This window comes from Streptomyces iranensis, assembly GCF_017874715.1.
GTDB lineage: Bacteria > Actinomycetota > Actinomycetes > Streptomycetales > Streptomycetaceae > Streptomyces > Streptomyces iranensis.
Window position 1 is genome coordinate 243,023 of sequence record NZ_JAGGLR010000018.1, and the last position, 17,387, is coordinate 260,409.

The 17,387-nt window shown below is 73.9% G+C and carries 1 protein-coding gene; it reads right to left on the bottom strand.

The window, feature by feature from the left end; translation table 11 throughout:
* Nucleotides 1–39: 39 nt before the first annotated feature.
* Nucleotides 40–17,373 (bottom strand): type I polyketide synthase, encoded by a 17,334-nt coding sequence (locus tag J2Z30_RS31205; RefSeq protein WP_078956875.1) that lies wholly within the window; start codon nt 17,371–17,373, stop codon nt 40–42.
* Nucleotides 17,374–17,387 lie beyond the last annotated feature (14 nt).

Genomic DNA, 17,387 nt, shown 5'->3' on the forward strand with positions numbered 1-17,387 from the left:
AAGGCCTTGTCACTTCGCGTGGGCTACGGTCAGGTCACTTCAGGAGATCCCGAATTCCTTGCCGATGAAGTCGAAGAGGTCGTCGTCCGTGGCGGACTCCAGCTCCTCGGCGACTCCGGCGCCGTCTTCCGGTCCTCGGTTGTCATTCCATTGCGCGAGCAGGGCCTGCAGCCGCGCGGTGACCCTGCTCCGGCCCTCGTCGTCCGGGGCGGCTCCGGCTCCGGCTCCGGCCAGGGCCAGGGACTTCTCCAGCCCGTCGAGCTCCGCGAGCAGCGAGGTGACCGCCGACGCGTCGTCCGGCAGGATCTCGCCCCTGAGGTACTCGACCAGTGCGCCCGGGGTCGGGTAGTCGAAGACCAGCGTCGCCGGGAGACGGACTCCGGTCGTGGCGTTGAGACGGTTGCGGAGCTCGACCGCGGTCAGCGAGTCGAAGCCGACCTCGCTGAACGAGCGGGCGGGGTCGACCGTCTCCGGGCCGGGGTAGCCGAGGACGGCCGCCACCTGGGTGCACACCAGCTCCAGCAGCACCTCCTCGCGCTGGGGCTCGGACAGCCCGGCGAGCCGCTCGCGCAGCGCCTCGGCACCGGCCGCGGCGGCCGCCGCGGACTGTGCGGCGCGGCGGGCGGGGGCCCGGACCAGGCCGCGGAAGAGCGCGGGCAGCATGCCGCTTCCTGCCTGTGCCCTTAGGGCGGCCATGTCGAGCGGCAGCGGTACGAGTAGGGCCTCGTCCGAGCCGTGTGCGGCGCCCTGTGCGACGCCTTGTGCGGCATCGAACAGCTCCATGCCGGTCTCTGCCGTGAGTACGCCGACCCCGCCGCGCCGGATGCGGGCGATCTCGGCCTCGTCCAGCTCACCGCCCATGCCTCCGGCCACCGACCACAGGCCCCAGGCGAGGGAGGTGGCGGGCAGGCCGCCTGCGCGGCGGTGCTGGGCGAGGGCGTCCAGGAAGGCGTTGGCCGCCGCGTAGTTGCCCTGACCGGGGCCGCCGAAGACGCCTGCGGCCGAGCTGAACAGGATGAACGCGGAAAGGTCCGCGCCCTGGGTCAGCTCGTGCAGGTTCCACGCCGCGTCCGCCTTGGGGCGGAGGACGGTGGTCAGCCGGTCGGGGGTGAGGGACGCGATCACGCCGTCGTCCAAGACGCCTGCCGTGTGGACCACGGCGGTGAGGGGGTTTGCGGCTGGGATGGCGGCGAGGGTTGCGGCGAGGGCGTCCCGGTCCGCCACGTCGCAGGCCGCCCAGCGGGGGTCCGCTCCGAACTCCCTTAGTTCGGTGGTGAGTTCCGTGGTGCCCGGGGCGTCTTCGCCTCGGCGGCTGAGCAGCAGGAGGTGGCGTACGCCGTGCTTGGTCACCAGATGCCTGGCCATCAGGCCGCCGAGGGTGCCGGTGGCGCCGGTGACCAGGACGGTGCCCTCGGGGTCGAACGCGGGGGTCTCCTGGTCCGCCGCCACGGTGGCTCGGGCCAGCCTTGGCGCCCGGGGGGCGCCGTCGCGGAGGGCGATTTGGGGTTCGCCCGTTGCCAGGGCGGTGGCCATGGCGTCTTGGGGCTTGCCCTTGCCGTCGGTGTCCACGAGGACGATGCGGTCCGGGTTTTCCGCCTGGGCGGAGCGGGCAAGGCCCCAGATGGCGGCTTGGGCCGGGTCGGTCGTCGGCTCGGCCGTGCCGGTGTTTACGGCTCCTGAGGTGAGGATGACCAGGCGGGAGTTCACGAAGCGGTCGTCGGCCAGCCACTGCTGGAGCAGGCTCAGCGCTTGGGCGGTGGCGCGGTGCGCCGCGTCGGCCGGTGAGGAGCTTTCCCCAATCCCGCCCCTTCCCGAAACCATGGGCTCCGCCCCTGGACCCCGGTCCTCAAACGCCGGACGGGCTGGAGATGCCGCATCGGTCGAGGCGTGCGACAAGCCCCAGAGCCCCGGGCGCCCTTCGGGCGTGTCCTCAATCGCCGGACGGGCTTGATTTGCCCCACCGGCCATGAACTCCGCCTCTGGGCCTCGGTCCTCAAACGCCGGACGGGCCAGGTCGGCCAGTACGTACTTCGGGAGCTGCGTGCCGGAGGCGACCGCCTCCGACAGTGCGTCCAGATCCGCGTAGGTCTGGAGGCCCAGGGTGTCGGGGCCTACCGCCGCCCAGTGGTTGGGGGTTACGTCGGTGGACTGGGCCGGGGCCGGGAGCCAGTCCAGGCGGAAGAGGGAGTCGGACGGGCTGCCGGGGCGGGCTGCGCCCAGCTGGTCCGGGGATATCGTGCGGAGGGCCAGGCCCTCGACCGATGCCACCGGGGCGCCCGTTGTGTCGGCCAGCTCCAGGGTCACCGTGCCTGTGGCCGTGCCATCCAGCCGCACCCGTAGGGCCGAGGCGCCCACCGCGTGCAGGGAGACTCCGGTCCAGGAGAAGGGCAGGCGGCCCTGGCCGTTGCCCTCTTCGGCCGTACTCAGGCCCAGTGCGTGCAGCGCGGCGTCCAGCAGCGCCGGGTGGAGCCCGAACGCACCCGCGTCGGACTTGCGGTCCTCCGGCAGGCGGACCTCCGCGAACACCTCGTCCCCGCGCCGCCAGGCGGCCGTCAGGCCCTGGAAGACCGGGCCGTAGGCGAAGCCCGAATCGGCCAGGCCCTCGTAGAGGCCCTCTACCTCGACCTTTTCGGCTTCCGCCGGGGGCCAGGCTGTCAGGTTGAACGACGGGGTCGTGGCGTCCGACGCCGCCAGCGCTCCTGTTGCGTGGCGCAGCCACGGTTCGTCCGCCGGGGCGCCCTCGGCACGGGAGTGCAGGGTGAGCGCGCGGCGGCCGGTGTCGTCGGGGGCGGCGAGGGAGAGCCGGAGTTGGATGGCGCCCTGGTCGGGGACGATCAGGGGGGCTTCCAGGGTGAGTTCGTCAAGGCGGTCGCAGCCCGCGTGGTCCCCGGCGCGCAGGGCCAGTTCCACGAAGGCGGTGCCGGGCAGCAGCACCGTGCCCATGACGGCGTGGTCGGCGAGCCAGGGCTGGGTCTGGAGGGAGAGCCGTCCGGTGAAGGCGACGCCGTCCGAGTCGGGCAGTTCCACGGCGGCGCCCAGCAGCGGGTGGTCCGCCGCGTGCAGGCCGATCGCGGTGGCGTCGCCGCCGACGGGTCCGGCGTCCAGCCAGAACGAGCGGCGCTGGAAGGCGTACGTCGGCAGATCGACCAGCCGCGGGCCGTACGGGGCGTACAGCGGGCCGAAGTCCACTGCGGCGCCCCGGACATGGGCGGTGCCGATCGCCGTGAGCAGCGTCTCGGCCTCGGGGCGGCCCTTGCGCAGCGCGGCGGCGAAGGCGGCCACGTCGGCGTCCTCCACGCAGTCCTGGGCCATGGCGGTCAGGACACCGTCGGGGCCCAGCTCGAGGTAGGTGGTGATGCCCTGGGCCTCCATCGTCCGGACACCGTCGAGGAAGCGGACCGCCTCGCGGACGTGGCGCACCCAGAAGTCAGCCGTCATGATCTCTTCGGCGGGGACCAGGCCACCGGTCAGGTTGGACACGATCGGGATGCGCGGGGCCTGGTACGTCAGCCCCAGCGCCACCTCGCGGAAGGCGTCCAGCATGCCGTCCATGTGGGGCGAGTGGAACGCGTGGCTGACGGTGAGCCGCTTGGTCTTACGGCCCTCCGCCTCGAAGGCCGCCGCGACCTCCAGCGCCGCGTCCTCGTCGCCCGCGACCACGACCGAGGTCGGGCCGTTGACGGCCGCGATGCTCACGCGCTTGCCGAGCCGCGGGGTCACCTCGTCCTCGGGCGCCTGTACGGCGATCATCGCGCCACCGGCCGGCAGCCGCTGCATCAACCGGCCACGGGCGGCCACCAGCTTCGCCGCGTCGGCGAGCGAGAGCACACCGGCCACATGGGCCGCCGCCAGTTCGCCGATGGAGTGGCCGGAGAGGAAGTCCGGCTTCACACCCCACGCCTGGACCAGGCGGAACAGCGCCACCTCGACCGCGAACAGCGCGGGCTGGGTGAAGCCGGTCTGGTCCAGCCGCTCCGCGTCGTCCCCGAACAGCACCGTCTTCAGCGGCTGTTCGAGATGCGGGTCCAGCGCGTCGCAGACCTCGTCCAGCGCCTCGGCGAACGCCGGGTAGGCGTCGTAGAGCTCACGGCCCATGCCGAGCCGCTGGCTGCCCTGGCCGGTGAACAGGACGGCCAGCCTGCCGCCCTCGGCCACCGCGCCCTCGACAAGACCGGTCGTGGTGCGGCCCTCGGCGAGGGCGTCCAACCCGGCCAGAAAGGCGTCCCGGTCCCGGCCGACGAGCGCCGCCCGGTGCTCGAACGGCACCCGGGAGGTGGCCAGGGAGTGGCCGAGGTCGGCCAGGGACGGCTCGGGGTGGTCGGCCACATGGGCGCGGAGCCGGGCCCCCTGGGCGCGCAGCGCCTCGGGGGTCTTGGCGGACAGCACCCACGGCAGCACGGACGGCTCACCCGACGGGAGCGCGGAACCCCGGGGCTCCTCGGCCTCCTCGGGCTCCGGCACCTGCTCGATGATGACGTGCGCGTTGGTGCCGCTCATGCCGAAGGACGAGATACCGGCCCGGCGGGACCGCCCGGTCTCCGGCCACTCCCGCGCCTCGCTCAGCAGCGACACCGCACCCGCCGCCCAGTCCACATGCGGCGACGGCTCATCGATGTGCAGCGACTTCGGCAGCACGCCGTGCCGCATCGCCTGCACCATCTTGATGATGCCCGCGACACCGGCCGCGGCCTGCGTGTGACCGAAGTTGGACTTGATCGAGCCCAGCCACAAGGGCTGCTCGGGAGACTTCTCCTTGCCGTACGTGGCCAGCAGCGCCTGCGCCTCGATCGGGTCACCCAGCGTCGTACCCGTACCGTGCGCCTCGACCGCGTCCACCTCGGACGCCGACAGGCGTGCGTTCGCCAGCGCCTGACGGATCACCCGCTGCTGCGACGGACCATTCGGCGCCGTCAGACCGTTCGACGCACCATCCTGGTTGACCGCCGTGCCCCGCACGACCGCCAGCACCTTGTGGCCGTGTCGGCGCGCGTCCGACAGCCGCTCCACCAGCAGCATGCCCACGCCCTCACCCCAGGCCGTGCCGTCGGCGGCCGCGGCGAACGGCTTGCACCGGCCGTTCCTGGCCAGGCCGCGCTGACGGCTGAACTCGGTGAAGACGTCGGGGGTGGTGATGATGGTGACACCGCCCGCGAGGGCCATCGTGCACTCGCCGTTGCGCAGCGCCTGCGCCGCCAGGTGCAGCGCCACCAGCGACGACGAACACGCCGTGTCGACGGTGACGGCGGGGCCCTCGAAGCCGAAGGTGTAGGACACCCGGCCGGAGGCGATGCTGCTGGAGCCGCCGGTGCCGAGGTAGCCCTCGACGCCCTCCGGGACGGTGTGCAGCCGCGACACGTAGTCGTTGTGCATCTGGCCGACGAACACGCCGACCTGCTTGCCGCGCAGCGCCCCCGGGTCGAGGCCCGCCCGCTCGAAGGACTCCCAGGAGGTCTCCAGCAGCAGCCGCTGCTGGGGGTCCATGGCGAGCGCCTCACGCGGGTTGATGCCGAAGAAGGCCGGGTCGAAGTGGTGGGCGTCGTAAGTGAAGCCGCCCTCGCGGGCGTACGAGGTGCCGGGCCGGTCCGGGTCCGGGTCGTAGAACGCGTCGAGGTCCCAGCCCCGGTCCTCCGGCAGCCGGGCGATGCCGTCCCGGCCCTCGGCCAGCAGCTCCCACAGGTCTTCGGGGGTGCGCACATCCCCGGGGAAGCGGCAGCTCATGGCGATGATGGCGATCGGGTCGTCCTCGTCCGTCCCGGCATCCGCGGGGCCCTCCGCCCGCGCGGGGACGGCGGCCGCCGCCTCGGAACCGAGCAGCTCCGCCAGCAGATATCCGGCGAGCGCGGTCGGCGTCGGGTAGTCGAAGACCAGCGTGGCGGGCAGCCGCAGCCCGGCGGCGGCGCCGAGCCGGTTGCGGAACTCCACCGCGGTCAGCGAGTCGAAGCCGAGATCCTTGAAGGCCCGGCTCGCCTCCACCGCGTCGGGCGAGTCATGGCCGAGCACCACGGCCACCTGGGCGCGCACCAGATCCAGCAGGGTCTGCTCGCGCTCGGCCGCGTCCAGCCGGACCAGCCGCTCCACCAGCGAGGAGCCGTCCCCGGCCGCGCCCGACTCGGCGGTGCGGCGGGTCGTACCGCCGCGCACCAGACCGCGCAGCAGCGGCGGCACCATCTCGATGGGCGCGCCGGTGAGCGGCGCCAGGTCGAGCTGCATGGGCACCAGGAAGGCGTCGCCCACCTCCTGGGCGGCGTCGAACAGCGCCAGGCCCTCGTCCGAGGAGAGCCCCAGCACACCGGAGCGGGTCATCCGGGACTTGTCGGTGGCCTCCAGCTCACCGGTCATCCCGCTGGCCTCGGCCCACAGACCCCAGGCCAGCGAGGTGGCGGCGAGGCCCTGGGACTGGCGGTGGCGGGCCAGGGCGTCCAGGAAGGAGTTGGCCGCCGCGTAGTTGGCCTGTCCGGGGCCGCCGAACGTACCCGCGGCCGAGGAGAACAGCACGAACGCGGCCAGATCCTGGTCGCGGGTCAGCTCGTGCAGGTTGACGGCCGCGTCCACCTTGGGGCGCAGCACCTTCTCCAGCCGCTCCGGCGTCAGCGCGTCGATCACCCCGTCGTCCAGCACCCCGGCGGTGTGCACGACGGCGGTCAGCGGACGCGCCGAGGGGATGTCGGCCAGGACGGCGGCGAGCGCGTCCCGGTCGGCCGCGTCGCAGGCGGCGATGGTGACCTCGGCGCCCAGCTCGCGCAGCTCGGCGGCGAGTTCGGCCGCGCCCGCGGCCTGTTCACCGCGGCGGCTGGTGAGCACCAGGCGGCGTGCGCCGCGCTCGGTGACCGCGTGCCGGGCGACCAGACCGCCCAGGGTGCCGGTGCCGCCGGTGATCAGCACGGTGCCGTCCGGGTTCCACGGGGCGGGCACGGTGAGCACGACCTTGCCGGTGTGGCGGGCCTGGCTGAGGTAGCGGAAGGCGTCCGGGGCCTGCCGCAGGTCCCACGCGGTGATCGGCAGCGCCCGCAGCGCGCCCTGCCGGAACAGCTCCAGCAGCTCGCACAGCATCTCCTGGATGCGGTCCAGGCCCGCCTCGGTGAGGTCGAACGCCTGGTAGGAGACGCCGGGGTAGGCGGCGGCGACTTCCTCCGGCGCCCGGACGTCGGTCTTGCCCATCTCGACGAACCGGCCGCCGCGCGGCAGCAGCCGCAGCGACGCGTCCACGAACTCCCGGGCCAGCGAGTCCAGTACGACATCGACGCCGCGGCCCCCGCTGACCTCGCGGAACTTATCCTCGAAGGCCAGGTCGCGGGAGGAGGCGATCCGGTCGTCGGCCAGCCCCAGCGAGCGCAGCGTGTCCCACTTGCCCTGGCTGGCGGTGGCGTAGACGTCCACCCCCCAGTGGCGGGCCAGCTGCACGGCGGCCATGCCGACACCACCGGCGGCGGCGTGCACCAGCAGCGACTCCCCGCCCTGGAGATCGGCCAGGTCGCGCAGCGCGTAGTAGGCCGTCATGAAGACGATCGGCACGGACGCGGCCTGCGCGTACGACCAGCCCTCCGGCATCGGCACGACCATGCGGCGGTCGACTGCCACCAGCGGGCCGAAGCCGCCGGGCAGCATGCCCATCACCCGGTCGCCGGGCGCCAGATCGGTGACCCCGGGGCCGGTCTCGAGGACGACTCCCGCGCCCTCGCTGCCCATCAGGCCCGCGTCACCGGGGTACATGCCGAGCGCGTTGAGCACATCGCGGAAGTTCACACCGGCGGCCCGGACCGCGACCCGCACCTGCCCGGCCTCCAGCGGCGCGGCGGCCTCCGGGCTGGGCAGCAGGGTGAGGTTCTCCAGGGTGCCCTTGTCCTGGATGTCCAGCCGCCAGGCCGGCTCGCCGGGCGGCGGCACCATGGGCCCGGCGGCGGCGGTGCGCGCCAGCCGGGGGGCGTGTACGGCGCCCCGGCGCAGCACGAACTGCGGCTCGCCGGAGGCGAGCGCGGCGCCCAGCGCCTCGTAGGAGGCGTCGGTGCCGTCGAGGTCCACCAGCACCAGCCGGTCCGGGTTCTCCGACTGCGCCGAGCGCACCAGACCCCACACCGGGGCGTGCGCCAGGTCGTGGGTCCCGGCGTCGCCCGCGGTGGCGACCGCGCCCCGGGTGACGAGCACCAGCTGGGACGCGGCGAACCGGTCGTCGGCCAACCACGCCCGGACGAGCGCCAGCGTCCGCTGGGTGGCGGTGTGGACGGCGGCGGTCACCTCGTCCCCGGTGGCGCCGCGCGGGTCGAGATACGCCAGGACGTACGCGGGGGCATTCCCGGCCGCGGCCAGCGCGTCCAGGTCGGCGTGGATCGCTCCACCGGAGGTCAGCGGGGCGGGCGCGCCCTCGCCGAGCACCGTCCAGGACGCGGCCGGGCTCTCGGTGGACAGTGCCACGGTGGCCCAGTCCAGCCGGTACAGCGACTCGTGGTACGCGGCGGAGCGGCCCTCGGCGAGCTGCCCGGCCGAGACCGGGCGCAGCGCCAGCTGTTCGACCGAGGCCACCGGGGCACCGGTGCCGTCGGCCAGCTCCAGCGACACGCCGTCGGCACCGGCCGGGGTCAGCCGGACCCGGAGCGCGTCGGCGCCGACCGCGTGCAGCGACACCCCGCTCCAGGAGAACGGCAGCCGCCCCTGCTCATCGCCGCCCGCGCGGGCGAACGTGCTGTGCAGCGCGGCGTCCAGCAGCGCCGGGTGCAGTCCGAACCCGCCCGCGTCGGCCTTGCGGTCCTCCGGCAGCCGCACCTCGGCGAACACCTCGTCGCCACGCAGCCAGGCCGCCGTCAGCCCCTGGAACATCGGGCCGTACGCGAAGCCGCCCTGCGCCAGATGCTCGTAGAGCCCCTCGACCCCGGCGGGCTCGGCGCCCTGCGGCGGCCACGCCGTCAGATCGAACGAGGGCCGCGGGCCACCGGCCACCAGCACACCGCTCGCATGCCGGATCCACGGCAGCTCGGCGGGCGCGTCCTGCGCCCGCGAGTACAGCTCCAGCGTGCGGTGCCCGGCCTGCTGCGGGGCGCCGACGACGATCTGCAGCTGGACCGCGCCGCGCTCGGGCAGCACCAGCGGCGCCTCGATCGTCAGCTCGTCCAGCCGGTCGCAGCCCACCTGGTCACCGGCGCGGATGGCCAGTTCGACGAAGGCGGTGCCGGGCAGCAGGACGGTGCCCATGACGGCGTGGTCGGCCAGCCACGGGTGGCTTTCGAGGGAGAGCCTGCCGGTGAACAGGAAGCCGTCGGAGTCCGCCAGCGGCACGGCCGCGCCCAGCAGGGGGTGGTCGGCCCGGTCCAGACCCGCCGATTCCACGTCGCCCACGAAGCCCGCGGGGGACGTCAGCCAGAAGCGGCGGTGCTGGAAGGCGTAGGTCGGCAGGTCGACGCGGTGGGCGCCGGTCCCGGCGAAGTACGCGGCCCAGTCCGGGGTCACCCCACGGGTGTGCAGCGCGGCCAGGGCGGTGGCGACGGTCTCGGCCTCGGCGCGGTCCTTGCGCAGCGCGGCGGCGAAACCAGCCGCGTCGGCGTCGGTGACGCACTCCTGGCCCATGGCGGTGAGCACGCCGTCGGGGCCGAGTTCGAGGTAAGTGGTGACGCCCTGGGCTTCCAACGTCCGCATGCCGTCGAGGAAGCGGACGGCCTCGCGGACGTGGCGGACCCAGAAGTCGGGGCTGGTGATCTCCTCGGCGGAGACCACGTTCCCGGTGAGGTTGGAGACGATCGGGATGCGCGGGGCCTCGTACGACAGCCCCTCCGCCACCTCGCGGAACGCCTCCAACATGCCGTCCATACGCGGCGAGTGGAACGCATGGCTCACCGTGAGCCGCTTGGTCTTACGCCCCTGCGCCTCAAAACCAGAAGCGACCTGCAGAACCGCGTCCTCATCACCCGCGATGACCACCGACGACGGCCCGTTGAGCGCGGCGATCGAGACCCGCTCGGTGAGCAGCGGCAGCACCTCGTCCTCGGAGGCTTGGATGGCGATCATCGCGCCACCCGCCGGAAGCTCCTGCATCAGACGGCCACGCGCCGCCACCAGCCTCGCGGCGTCGGCCAACGACAGCACACCGGCCACATGGGCGGCGGCCAGCTCGCCGATGGAGTGCCCGGAGAGGACATCGGGCCGCAGCCCCCACGCCTCGACCAGGCGGAACAGCGCCACCTCGACCGCGAACAGCGCGGGCTGGGTGAACCCGGTCTCGTCCAGCTCCGCCGCGTCCTCCCCGAACACCACGGTCTTCAGCGGCCGTTCAAGGTGTACGTCCAGCGCGTCGCAGACCGCGTCGAACGCCTCCGCGAACACCGGGTAGGCGTTGTAGAGCTCACGGCCCATGCCGAGCCGCTGGCTGCCCTGGCCGGTGAACAGGAACGCCACCTTGCCATCCGCCACCGAGCCCTGGACCAGCCCCGCGGCCGACTCACCGCGCGCCAGCGCCGCCAGGCCCACGATCAGCGCCGCACGGTCCCCGCCGACCACGACGGCACGGTGGTCCAGCGCGGCACGGGAGGTCGCGAGCGAGTACGCCAAGTCGGTCGGGGAGACGTCGGGCCGCCGCTCCAGGTCGGCGAGCAGCCGCTCGGCCTGCGCCCGCAGCGCGTCGGCGTTCTTGCCGGACACGGTCCACGGCAGTACGGAAGGGCGGACGGCCGGAAGCGCGGAGAGCCCGGCCTCCTCCGGCTCCGGCGCCTGCTCGATGATGACGTGCGCGTTGGTGCCGCTGACGCCGAAGGAGGACACACCGGCCCGGCGGGACCGCCCGGTCTCCGGCCACTCCCGCGCCTCGCTCAGCAGCGACACCGCACCCGCCGCCCAGTCCACATGCGGCGAGGGCTCGTCGAGGTGCAGGGACCGGGGCAGTACGCCGTGGTGCATGGCCTGCACCATCTTGATGATCCCCGCGACACCTGCGGCGGCCTGCGTATGGCCGACATTGGACTTGATGGAGCCCAGCCACAGCGGCTGGTCCTCGGTCTTCTCCTTGCCGTACGTGGCCAGCAGCGCCTGCGCCTCGATCGGGTCACCCAGCGTCGTACCCGTACCGTGCGCCTCGACCGCGTCCACCTCGGACGCCGACAGGCGTGCGTTCGCCAGCGCCTGACGGATCACCCGCTGCTGCGACGGACCATTAGGCGCCGTCAGACCGTTCGACGCACCATCCTGGTTGACCGCCGTACCCCGCACGACCGCCAGCACCTTATGGCCGTTCTTCTCGGCGTCCGACAGCCGCTCGACGAGCAGCATGCCGACGCCCTCGGCCCAGCCGGTGCCGTCGGCGTCCGCCGAGAAGGACTTGCAGCGGCCGCTGGCCGAAAGACCGCCCTGGCGGCTGAAGTCGATGAAGGTGTCCGGGGTGGACATGACGGTGACACCGCCCGCGAGGGCCATCGTGCACTCGCCGTTGCGCAGCGCCTGCGCCGCCAGGTGCAGCGCCACCAGCGACGACGAGCACGCCGTGTCGATGGTGACCGCCGGGCCCTCCAGACCGAAGGTGTACGCCACCCGGCCCGAGGCCACGCTGCCCGCCGTACCGGTGCCGAGGTAGCCCTCCAGGCCCTCCGGCAGGGCGGTCAGCCGGGAGAGGTAGTCGTGGTACATGACGCCCGCGAAGACGCCGGTCCTGCTGCCGCGTACGGTCGCCGGGTCGATCCCGGCCCGCTCGAACGCCTCCCAGGAGCTCTCCAGCAGCAGCCGCTGGTGCGGATCCATGGCGAGGGCTTCGCGCGGGTTGATGCCGAAGAAGTCGGGGTCGAACTCGCCCGCGTCGTAGAGGAATCCGCCCTCGATGGTGGCGCTGGTGCCCGTCTGCTCGGGGTCGTCGCCCAGCAGTCCCTCCAGCTGCCAGCCACGGTCGGTCGGGAAGCCGGAGATGGCGTCCACCGAGCCGGTGACCAGCTGCCACAGCTCCTCGGGGCTGCTGACCCCGCCGGGGTAGCGGCAGCTCATGCCGACGATGGCGATGGGCTCGTCGTCGGCCACGGCCACGGTGGCGGCGGGGGCCGCGGCGGCCTCGTCGGCCTGGTCGCCGAGGATCTCGGTGCGCAGGAAGCCGGCGAGCGCGGTCGGCGTCGGGTAGTCGAAGACGAGGGTGGCCGGGAGCCGTACGCCGGTGACCGCGCCGAGGCGGTTGCGCAGTTCGACGGCGGTGAGCGAGTCGAAGCCCAGCTCCTTGAACGCCCGTCCGGCGCCGACGGCCTCCGGGCCCGCATAGCCGAGGACGGCGGCCACCTGACCGCAGACGATCTCCAGCAGCAGCCGGTCGCGCTCGGGGACGGACAGCCCGAGGAGCCGGTCGGCGAGCCCGCCGGGAGCCGCCCCGCCGCCCGCCTCGACCACGCGGCGGCCGGGGGCCCGCACCAGGCCACGCAGCAGCGCGGGGACCATGGTCGCGTCGGCGTGGCGCAGCGGCGCCAGGTCCAGGTGCATGGGGACGAGCGTGGGGTCGCCCACGGCGAGGGCGGTGTCCAGGAGGGCGAGGCCCTCCTCGGAGGAGAGGGCGGCCACTCCGGCGCGGGTGATGCGCTGGATGTCGGTGTCGTCCAGGTCGCCGGTCATGCCGCTGCGCTCGGCCCACAGGCCCCAGGCGAGGGCGGTGGCGGGCAGCCCCTGGGCGTGGCGCCGGTGGGCGAGTGCGTCCAGGAAGGCGTTGGCGGCCGCGTAGTTGGCCTGGCCGGGGCCGCCGAGGGTGCCGGCGGCGGCGGAGAACAGCACGAACGCGGACAGGTCGAGGTCGCGGGTGAGCTCGTGGAGGTTCCACGCGGCGTCGACCTTGGGCGGCAGGACGCGGTCGATACGTTCGGCGGTCAGCGAGCCGATGACACCGTCGTCGAGCACACCGGCGGTGTGCACCACGGCGGTCAGCGGGTGCTCGGCCGGGATGGCGGCCAGGGTCGCGGCGAGCGCGGCGCGGTCGGCCACGTCGCAGGCGGCGAGGGTGACCTCGGCGCCCGACGCGCGCAGTTCGGCGACGAGTTCGGCGGCGCCGTGGGCGGCTCCCCCGCGCCTGCTGAGCAGCAGCAGATGGCGTATGCCGTGCTCGGCCACCAGATGGCGGGCGACGAGGCCGCCGAGGGTGCCGGTGGCGCCGGTGACCAGGGCGGTGCCCTCGGGGTCGAGGGCGGGGGCGGTCCGCTCGGGGTCGGCGGCGACCTTGGCCAGCCGCGGTACGACGACGGTCCCGGCGCGGACCGCGAGCTGCGATTCGCCGGTGGCCAGGGCGGCGGACAGCACACCGTACGACTCGTCCCGGCCGTCGATGTCCGCCAGGACGAAGCGGTCCGGGTTCTCGGACTGCGCGGAGCGCAGCAGACCCCACAGCGGGGCGTGGGCCAGGTCCTCGGTGTCGGCGTCCGTCGAGGTGGCGACGGCGCCACGGGTGGCGATCACCAGCCGGGAGCCCTCGAAGCGGGCGTCGGCGAGCCAGTTCTGGACCAGCTCCAGCGCGCGGTGCAGGGCCTCGCGCACGGCGGTCTCGACGGGAAGCCCGGTGTCATCCGCGAGGAACGGCGCGACGACGGCCTGTGGCACCGGTGCCCCGGCGTCCACGGCCGCGCCGAGCGCGGCCAGGTCGGCGTACCCGGCGGCGGTGGGCAGGGCGATGGCGAGCTCGGGGTGTTCGGCGCCCAGCACCGCCCACTGCCCGGCCACCACGGTGGTGTTGGCGGGCACCGGGGCAGGGGTCCACTCGACGCGGAACAGCGCCTCGTGGAAGGCGCCGCGCGCGGCGTGCACCTGGTCGGGCGAGACGGGGCGCAGCAGCAGCGAGTCGACGGAGGCGACGGGCGCGCCGCTCTCGTCCGTCACCAGTACGGCCACGGCGTCCTGACCGGCGGGCGAGAGCCGGACGCGCAGCGTGGCGGCGCCCACGGCGTGCAGCCGGACCCCGCTCCAAGAGAAGGGGAGGCGGCCGTGTTCGGTGACCTCCAGGAGGGAGCCGATGCCCACGGCGTGCAGCGCCGCGTCCAGCAGCGCCGGGTGCAGCCCGAACAGCTCGGCCTCGGCGCGGGCGCTCTCGGGCAGCCGCACCTCGGCGTACACATGGTCGCCGTGCTGCCAGGCGCCCTGGAGGCCCTGGAAGACGGGGCCGTAGGCGAATCCGGTCTCGGCGAGCCAGTCGTAGAGGCCGTCGACGGGGACCTCGGTGGCACCGGCCGGGGGCCATGCGGTGAGGTTCTCGTCCGGGGTGGTGGCGCCGCCTGCGAGCACACCGGTGGCGTGGCGGGTCCATTCGCCCTCGCCCCAGGTGCCGTCGGCGGCGTCCTCCAGGCGCGAGTGCAGGGTGAGCGAGCGGCGGCCGGTCTCGTCCGGGGCGCCCACGGACACCTGGAGCTGGACGCCGCCCTGCGGGGGCAGCACCAGCGGGGCCTCAAGGGTGAGCTCCTCCAGGACGTCCGCGCCCACGTGGTCACCGGCGCGGATGGCCAACTCCACGAAGGCGGTGCCGGGCAGCAGCACGGTGTCCATGACGGCGTGGTCGGCCAGCCAGGGGTGGGTCTGGAGGGACAGCCGTCCGGTGAACAGGAATCCGGCGCCGTCGGCGAGCGACACGGCGGCGCCGAGCAGCGGATGGTCGGCGGAGCCGAGCCCGGCGGCGGTGACATCGCCGGTCCAGGGGCCGGGCGGCTCGGGCCAGTACAGCTCGCGCTGGAAGGCGTAGGTGGGCAGTTCGACGCGGCGGGCGCCGGAGCCCTCGAAGACCGCGGTCCAGTCGACGGCCACGCCGTGCACATGGGCGCGGGCGAGGGCACCGGCCAGGGCGGTGGCCTCGGGGCGGTCGCCGCGCAGCACGGGCACGAACACGGCGCCGTCGCCGGTGACGCAGTCCTGCGCCATGGCGGAGAGCACCCCGTCGGGGCCCAGCTCCACATACGTGGCGACGTCGTACTCCTCGAGCCGGCGGATGCCGTCGGTGAAGCGGACCGCCTCGCGGACGTGCCGGACCCAGTAGTCGGGCGAGCAGATCTCATCGGCGGAGACCGAACCGCCGGTGAGGTTGGAGATGATGGGGATGACCGGCGGGGCGTATGTCACCTGCCGCGCCACCTCGCGGAAGGCGTCCAGCATGCCGTCCATGCGCGGCGAGTGGAACGCGTGGCTGACCGTGAGCCGCTTGGTCTTACGGCCCTGCGCCTCGAAACCGGAAGCGATCGCGACAGCCGCGTCCTCGTCACCCGCGATGACCACCGACGTCGGCCCGTTGATGGCGGCGATCGACACCCGCTCGGTGAGCAGCGGTGTGATCTCGTCCTCGGACGCCTGCACGGCGATCATCGCGCCACCGGCGGGCAGTTCCTCCATCAGCCTGCCGCGCGCGGCCACCAGCTTCGCCGCGTCCGCGAGCGAGAGCACACCGGCCACATGGGCGGCGGCCAGTTCGCCGATGGAGTGGCCGACGAGGAAGTCGGGCTTGACGCCCCACGTCTCCAGCAGCCGGAACAGCGCCACTTCGAGGGCGAACAGCGCGGGCTGGGTGTAGCCGGTGCGGTCCAGCAGCCCGCCGTCGTCGCCGAACATCACCTCGCGCAGCGGCCGCTGGAGGTGCTGGTCGAGCTCGGCGCACACCTCGTCCAGGGCGCGGGCGAAGGCCGGGACGGCCGCGTACAGCTCACGGCCCATTCCGGCGCGCTGGCTGCCCTGGCCGGTGAAGAGGAACGCGACCTTGCCCTCGGCCACCTCGCCCCGGACGACGCCGCCCGCGGGGGCGTCCTCGGCGATTTCGGCCAGTCCGCGCAGCAGTTCGTCGCGGCCGCCCTCGCCCGTCAGGACCACGGCCCGGTGGTCCAGCGCGGCGCGGGTGGTGGCCAGTGAGTGGGCCAGGTCGACCAGGCCGAGGCCCGGGTCGTCCTGCACCCGGGCGGTGAGCCGCTCGGCCTGGGCGCGCAGCGCCGGTGCGCTCTGCGCGGACACCAGCAGCGGCACCTGCCCGCCGATACCGGTCCACCGCGAGGGCGCGGCGTCATCGCCACCGGAGGTCTCGCGGTCCTCGGCGGGTGGCTGCTCGATGACGGTGTGCGCGTTCGTACCGCTCACGCCGAAGGAGGAGATGCCCGCCCGGCGCGGCTGGCCGGTCTCCGGCCACGGGGTGTTCTCGGTGAGCAGGGAGACGGCGCCCGCGTCCCAGTCCACGTCCCGGGAGGGCGCGTCGACGTGCAGGGTCCTGGGCAGCTCGCCGTGCTCGATGGCCTTGACCATCTTGATGATTCCGGCGACACCGGCGGCGGCCTGGGTGTGCCCGAAGTTGGACTTGATCGAGCCGAGCCACAGCGGGCGGCCCTCGGCCCGGTTCTGCCCGTACGTGGCGAGCAGGGCCTGGGCCTCGATGGGGTCGCCGAGGCTGGTGCCGGTCCCGTGTGCCTCGACGGCGTCCACCTGGGCCGGGGTGAGCCGGGCGTCGGTGAGCGCCTGGCGGATGACGCGCTGCTGGGACGGGCCGTTGGGCGCGGTCAGACCGTTGGAGGCGCCGTCCTGGTTGATGGCGGAGCCACGGACGATGGCCAGCACCTTGTGGCCGTGTCGGCGCGCGTCCGACAGCCGCTCGACGAGCAGCATGCCGACGCCCTCGCCCCAGCCGGTGCCGTCCGCGCCGTCCGCGAACGCCTTGCAGCGGCCGTCGGGCGCGAGGCCGCGCTGGCGGCTGAAGTTGATGAACGCACGCGGGCTGTTCATCACCGTGACACCGCCGGTGAGCGCCAGCGAGCACTCGCCGTTGCGCAGCGCCTGGATGGCCAGGTGCAGTGCCACCAGCGACGCCGAGCACGCGGTGTCGACCGTGAGCGCCGGGCCCTCCAGGCCGAAGGTGTAGGAGATCCGGCCGGAGATGACGCTGGCGGCGTTGCCGGTGAGCAGATACTGCTCCACGCCCTGCGGCAGCGTGTGCATCAGCTCCGGATAGTCCTGGCCGTTGGTGCCGACGAAGACACCGGCCTTGCTGCCGCGGAGCGTGGCCGGGTCGATCCCGGCCCGCTCGAACGCCTCCCAGGACGTCTCCAGCAGCAGCCGCTGCTGCGGGTCCATGCCGAGGGTCTCGCGCGGGCTGATCCCGAAGAACCCGGCGTCGAACTCGCCCGCGCCGTCGAGGAACCCGCCCTTGTCGGTGTAGCTGGTGCCCTGCTCGTCGGGGTCGTCGGCGAAGAGCGCGTCGACGTCCCAGCCACGGTCCGTGGGGAAGTCCGCGATGGCGTCGCCGCCCGCGGCCACGAGCTCCCACAGCTCCTCCGGAGACGTGACGCCTCCGGGGAACCGGCAGCTCATTCCGACGATCGCGATCGGCTCAGGCTCCTGCGACTCGACCTCGCGAAGACGCTGCCGCGTCTGGTGCAGATCGGCAGTTACCCGCTTGAGGTAGTCGAGGATCTTGTCCTGATCCGACATTGGAGTCTCACCCA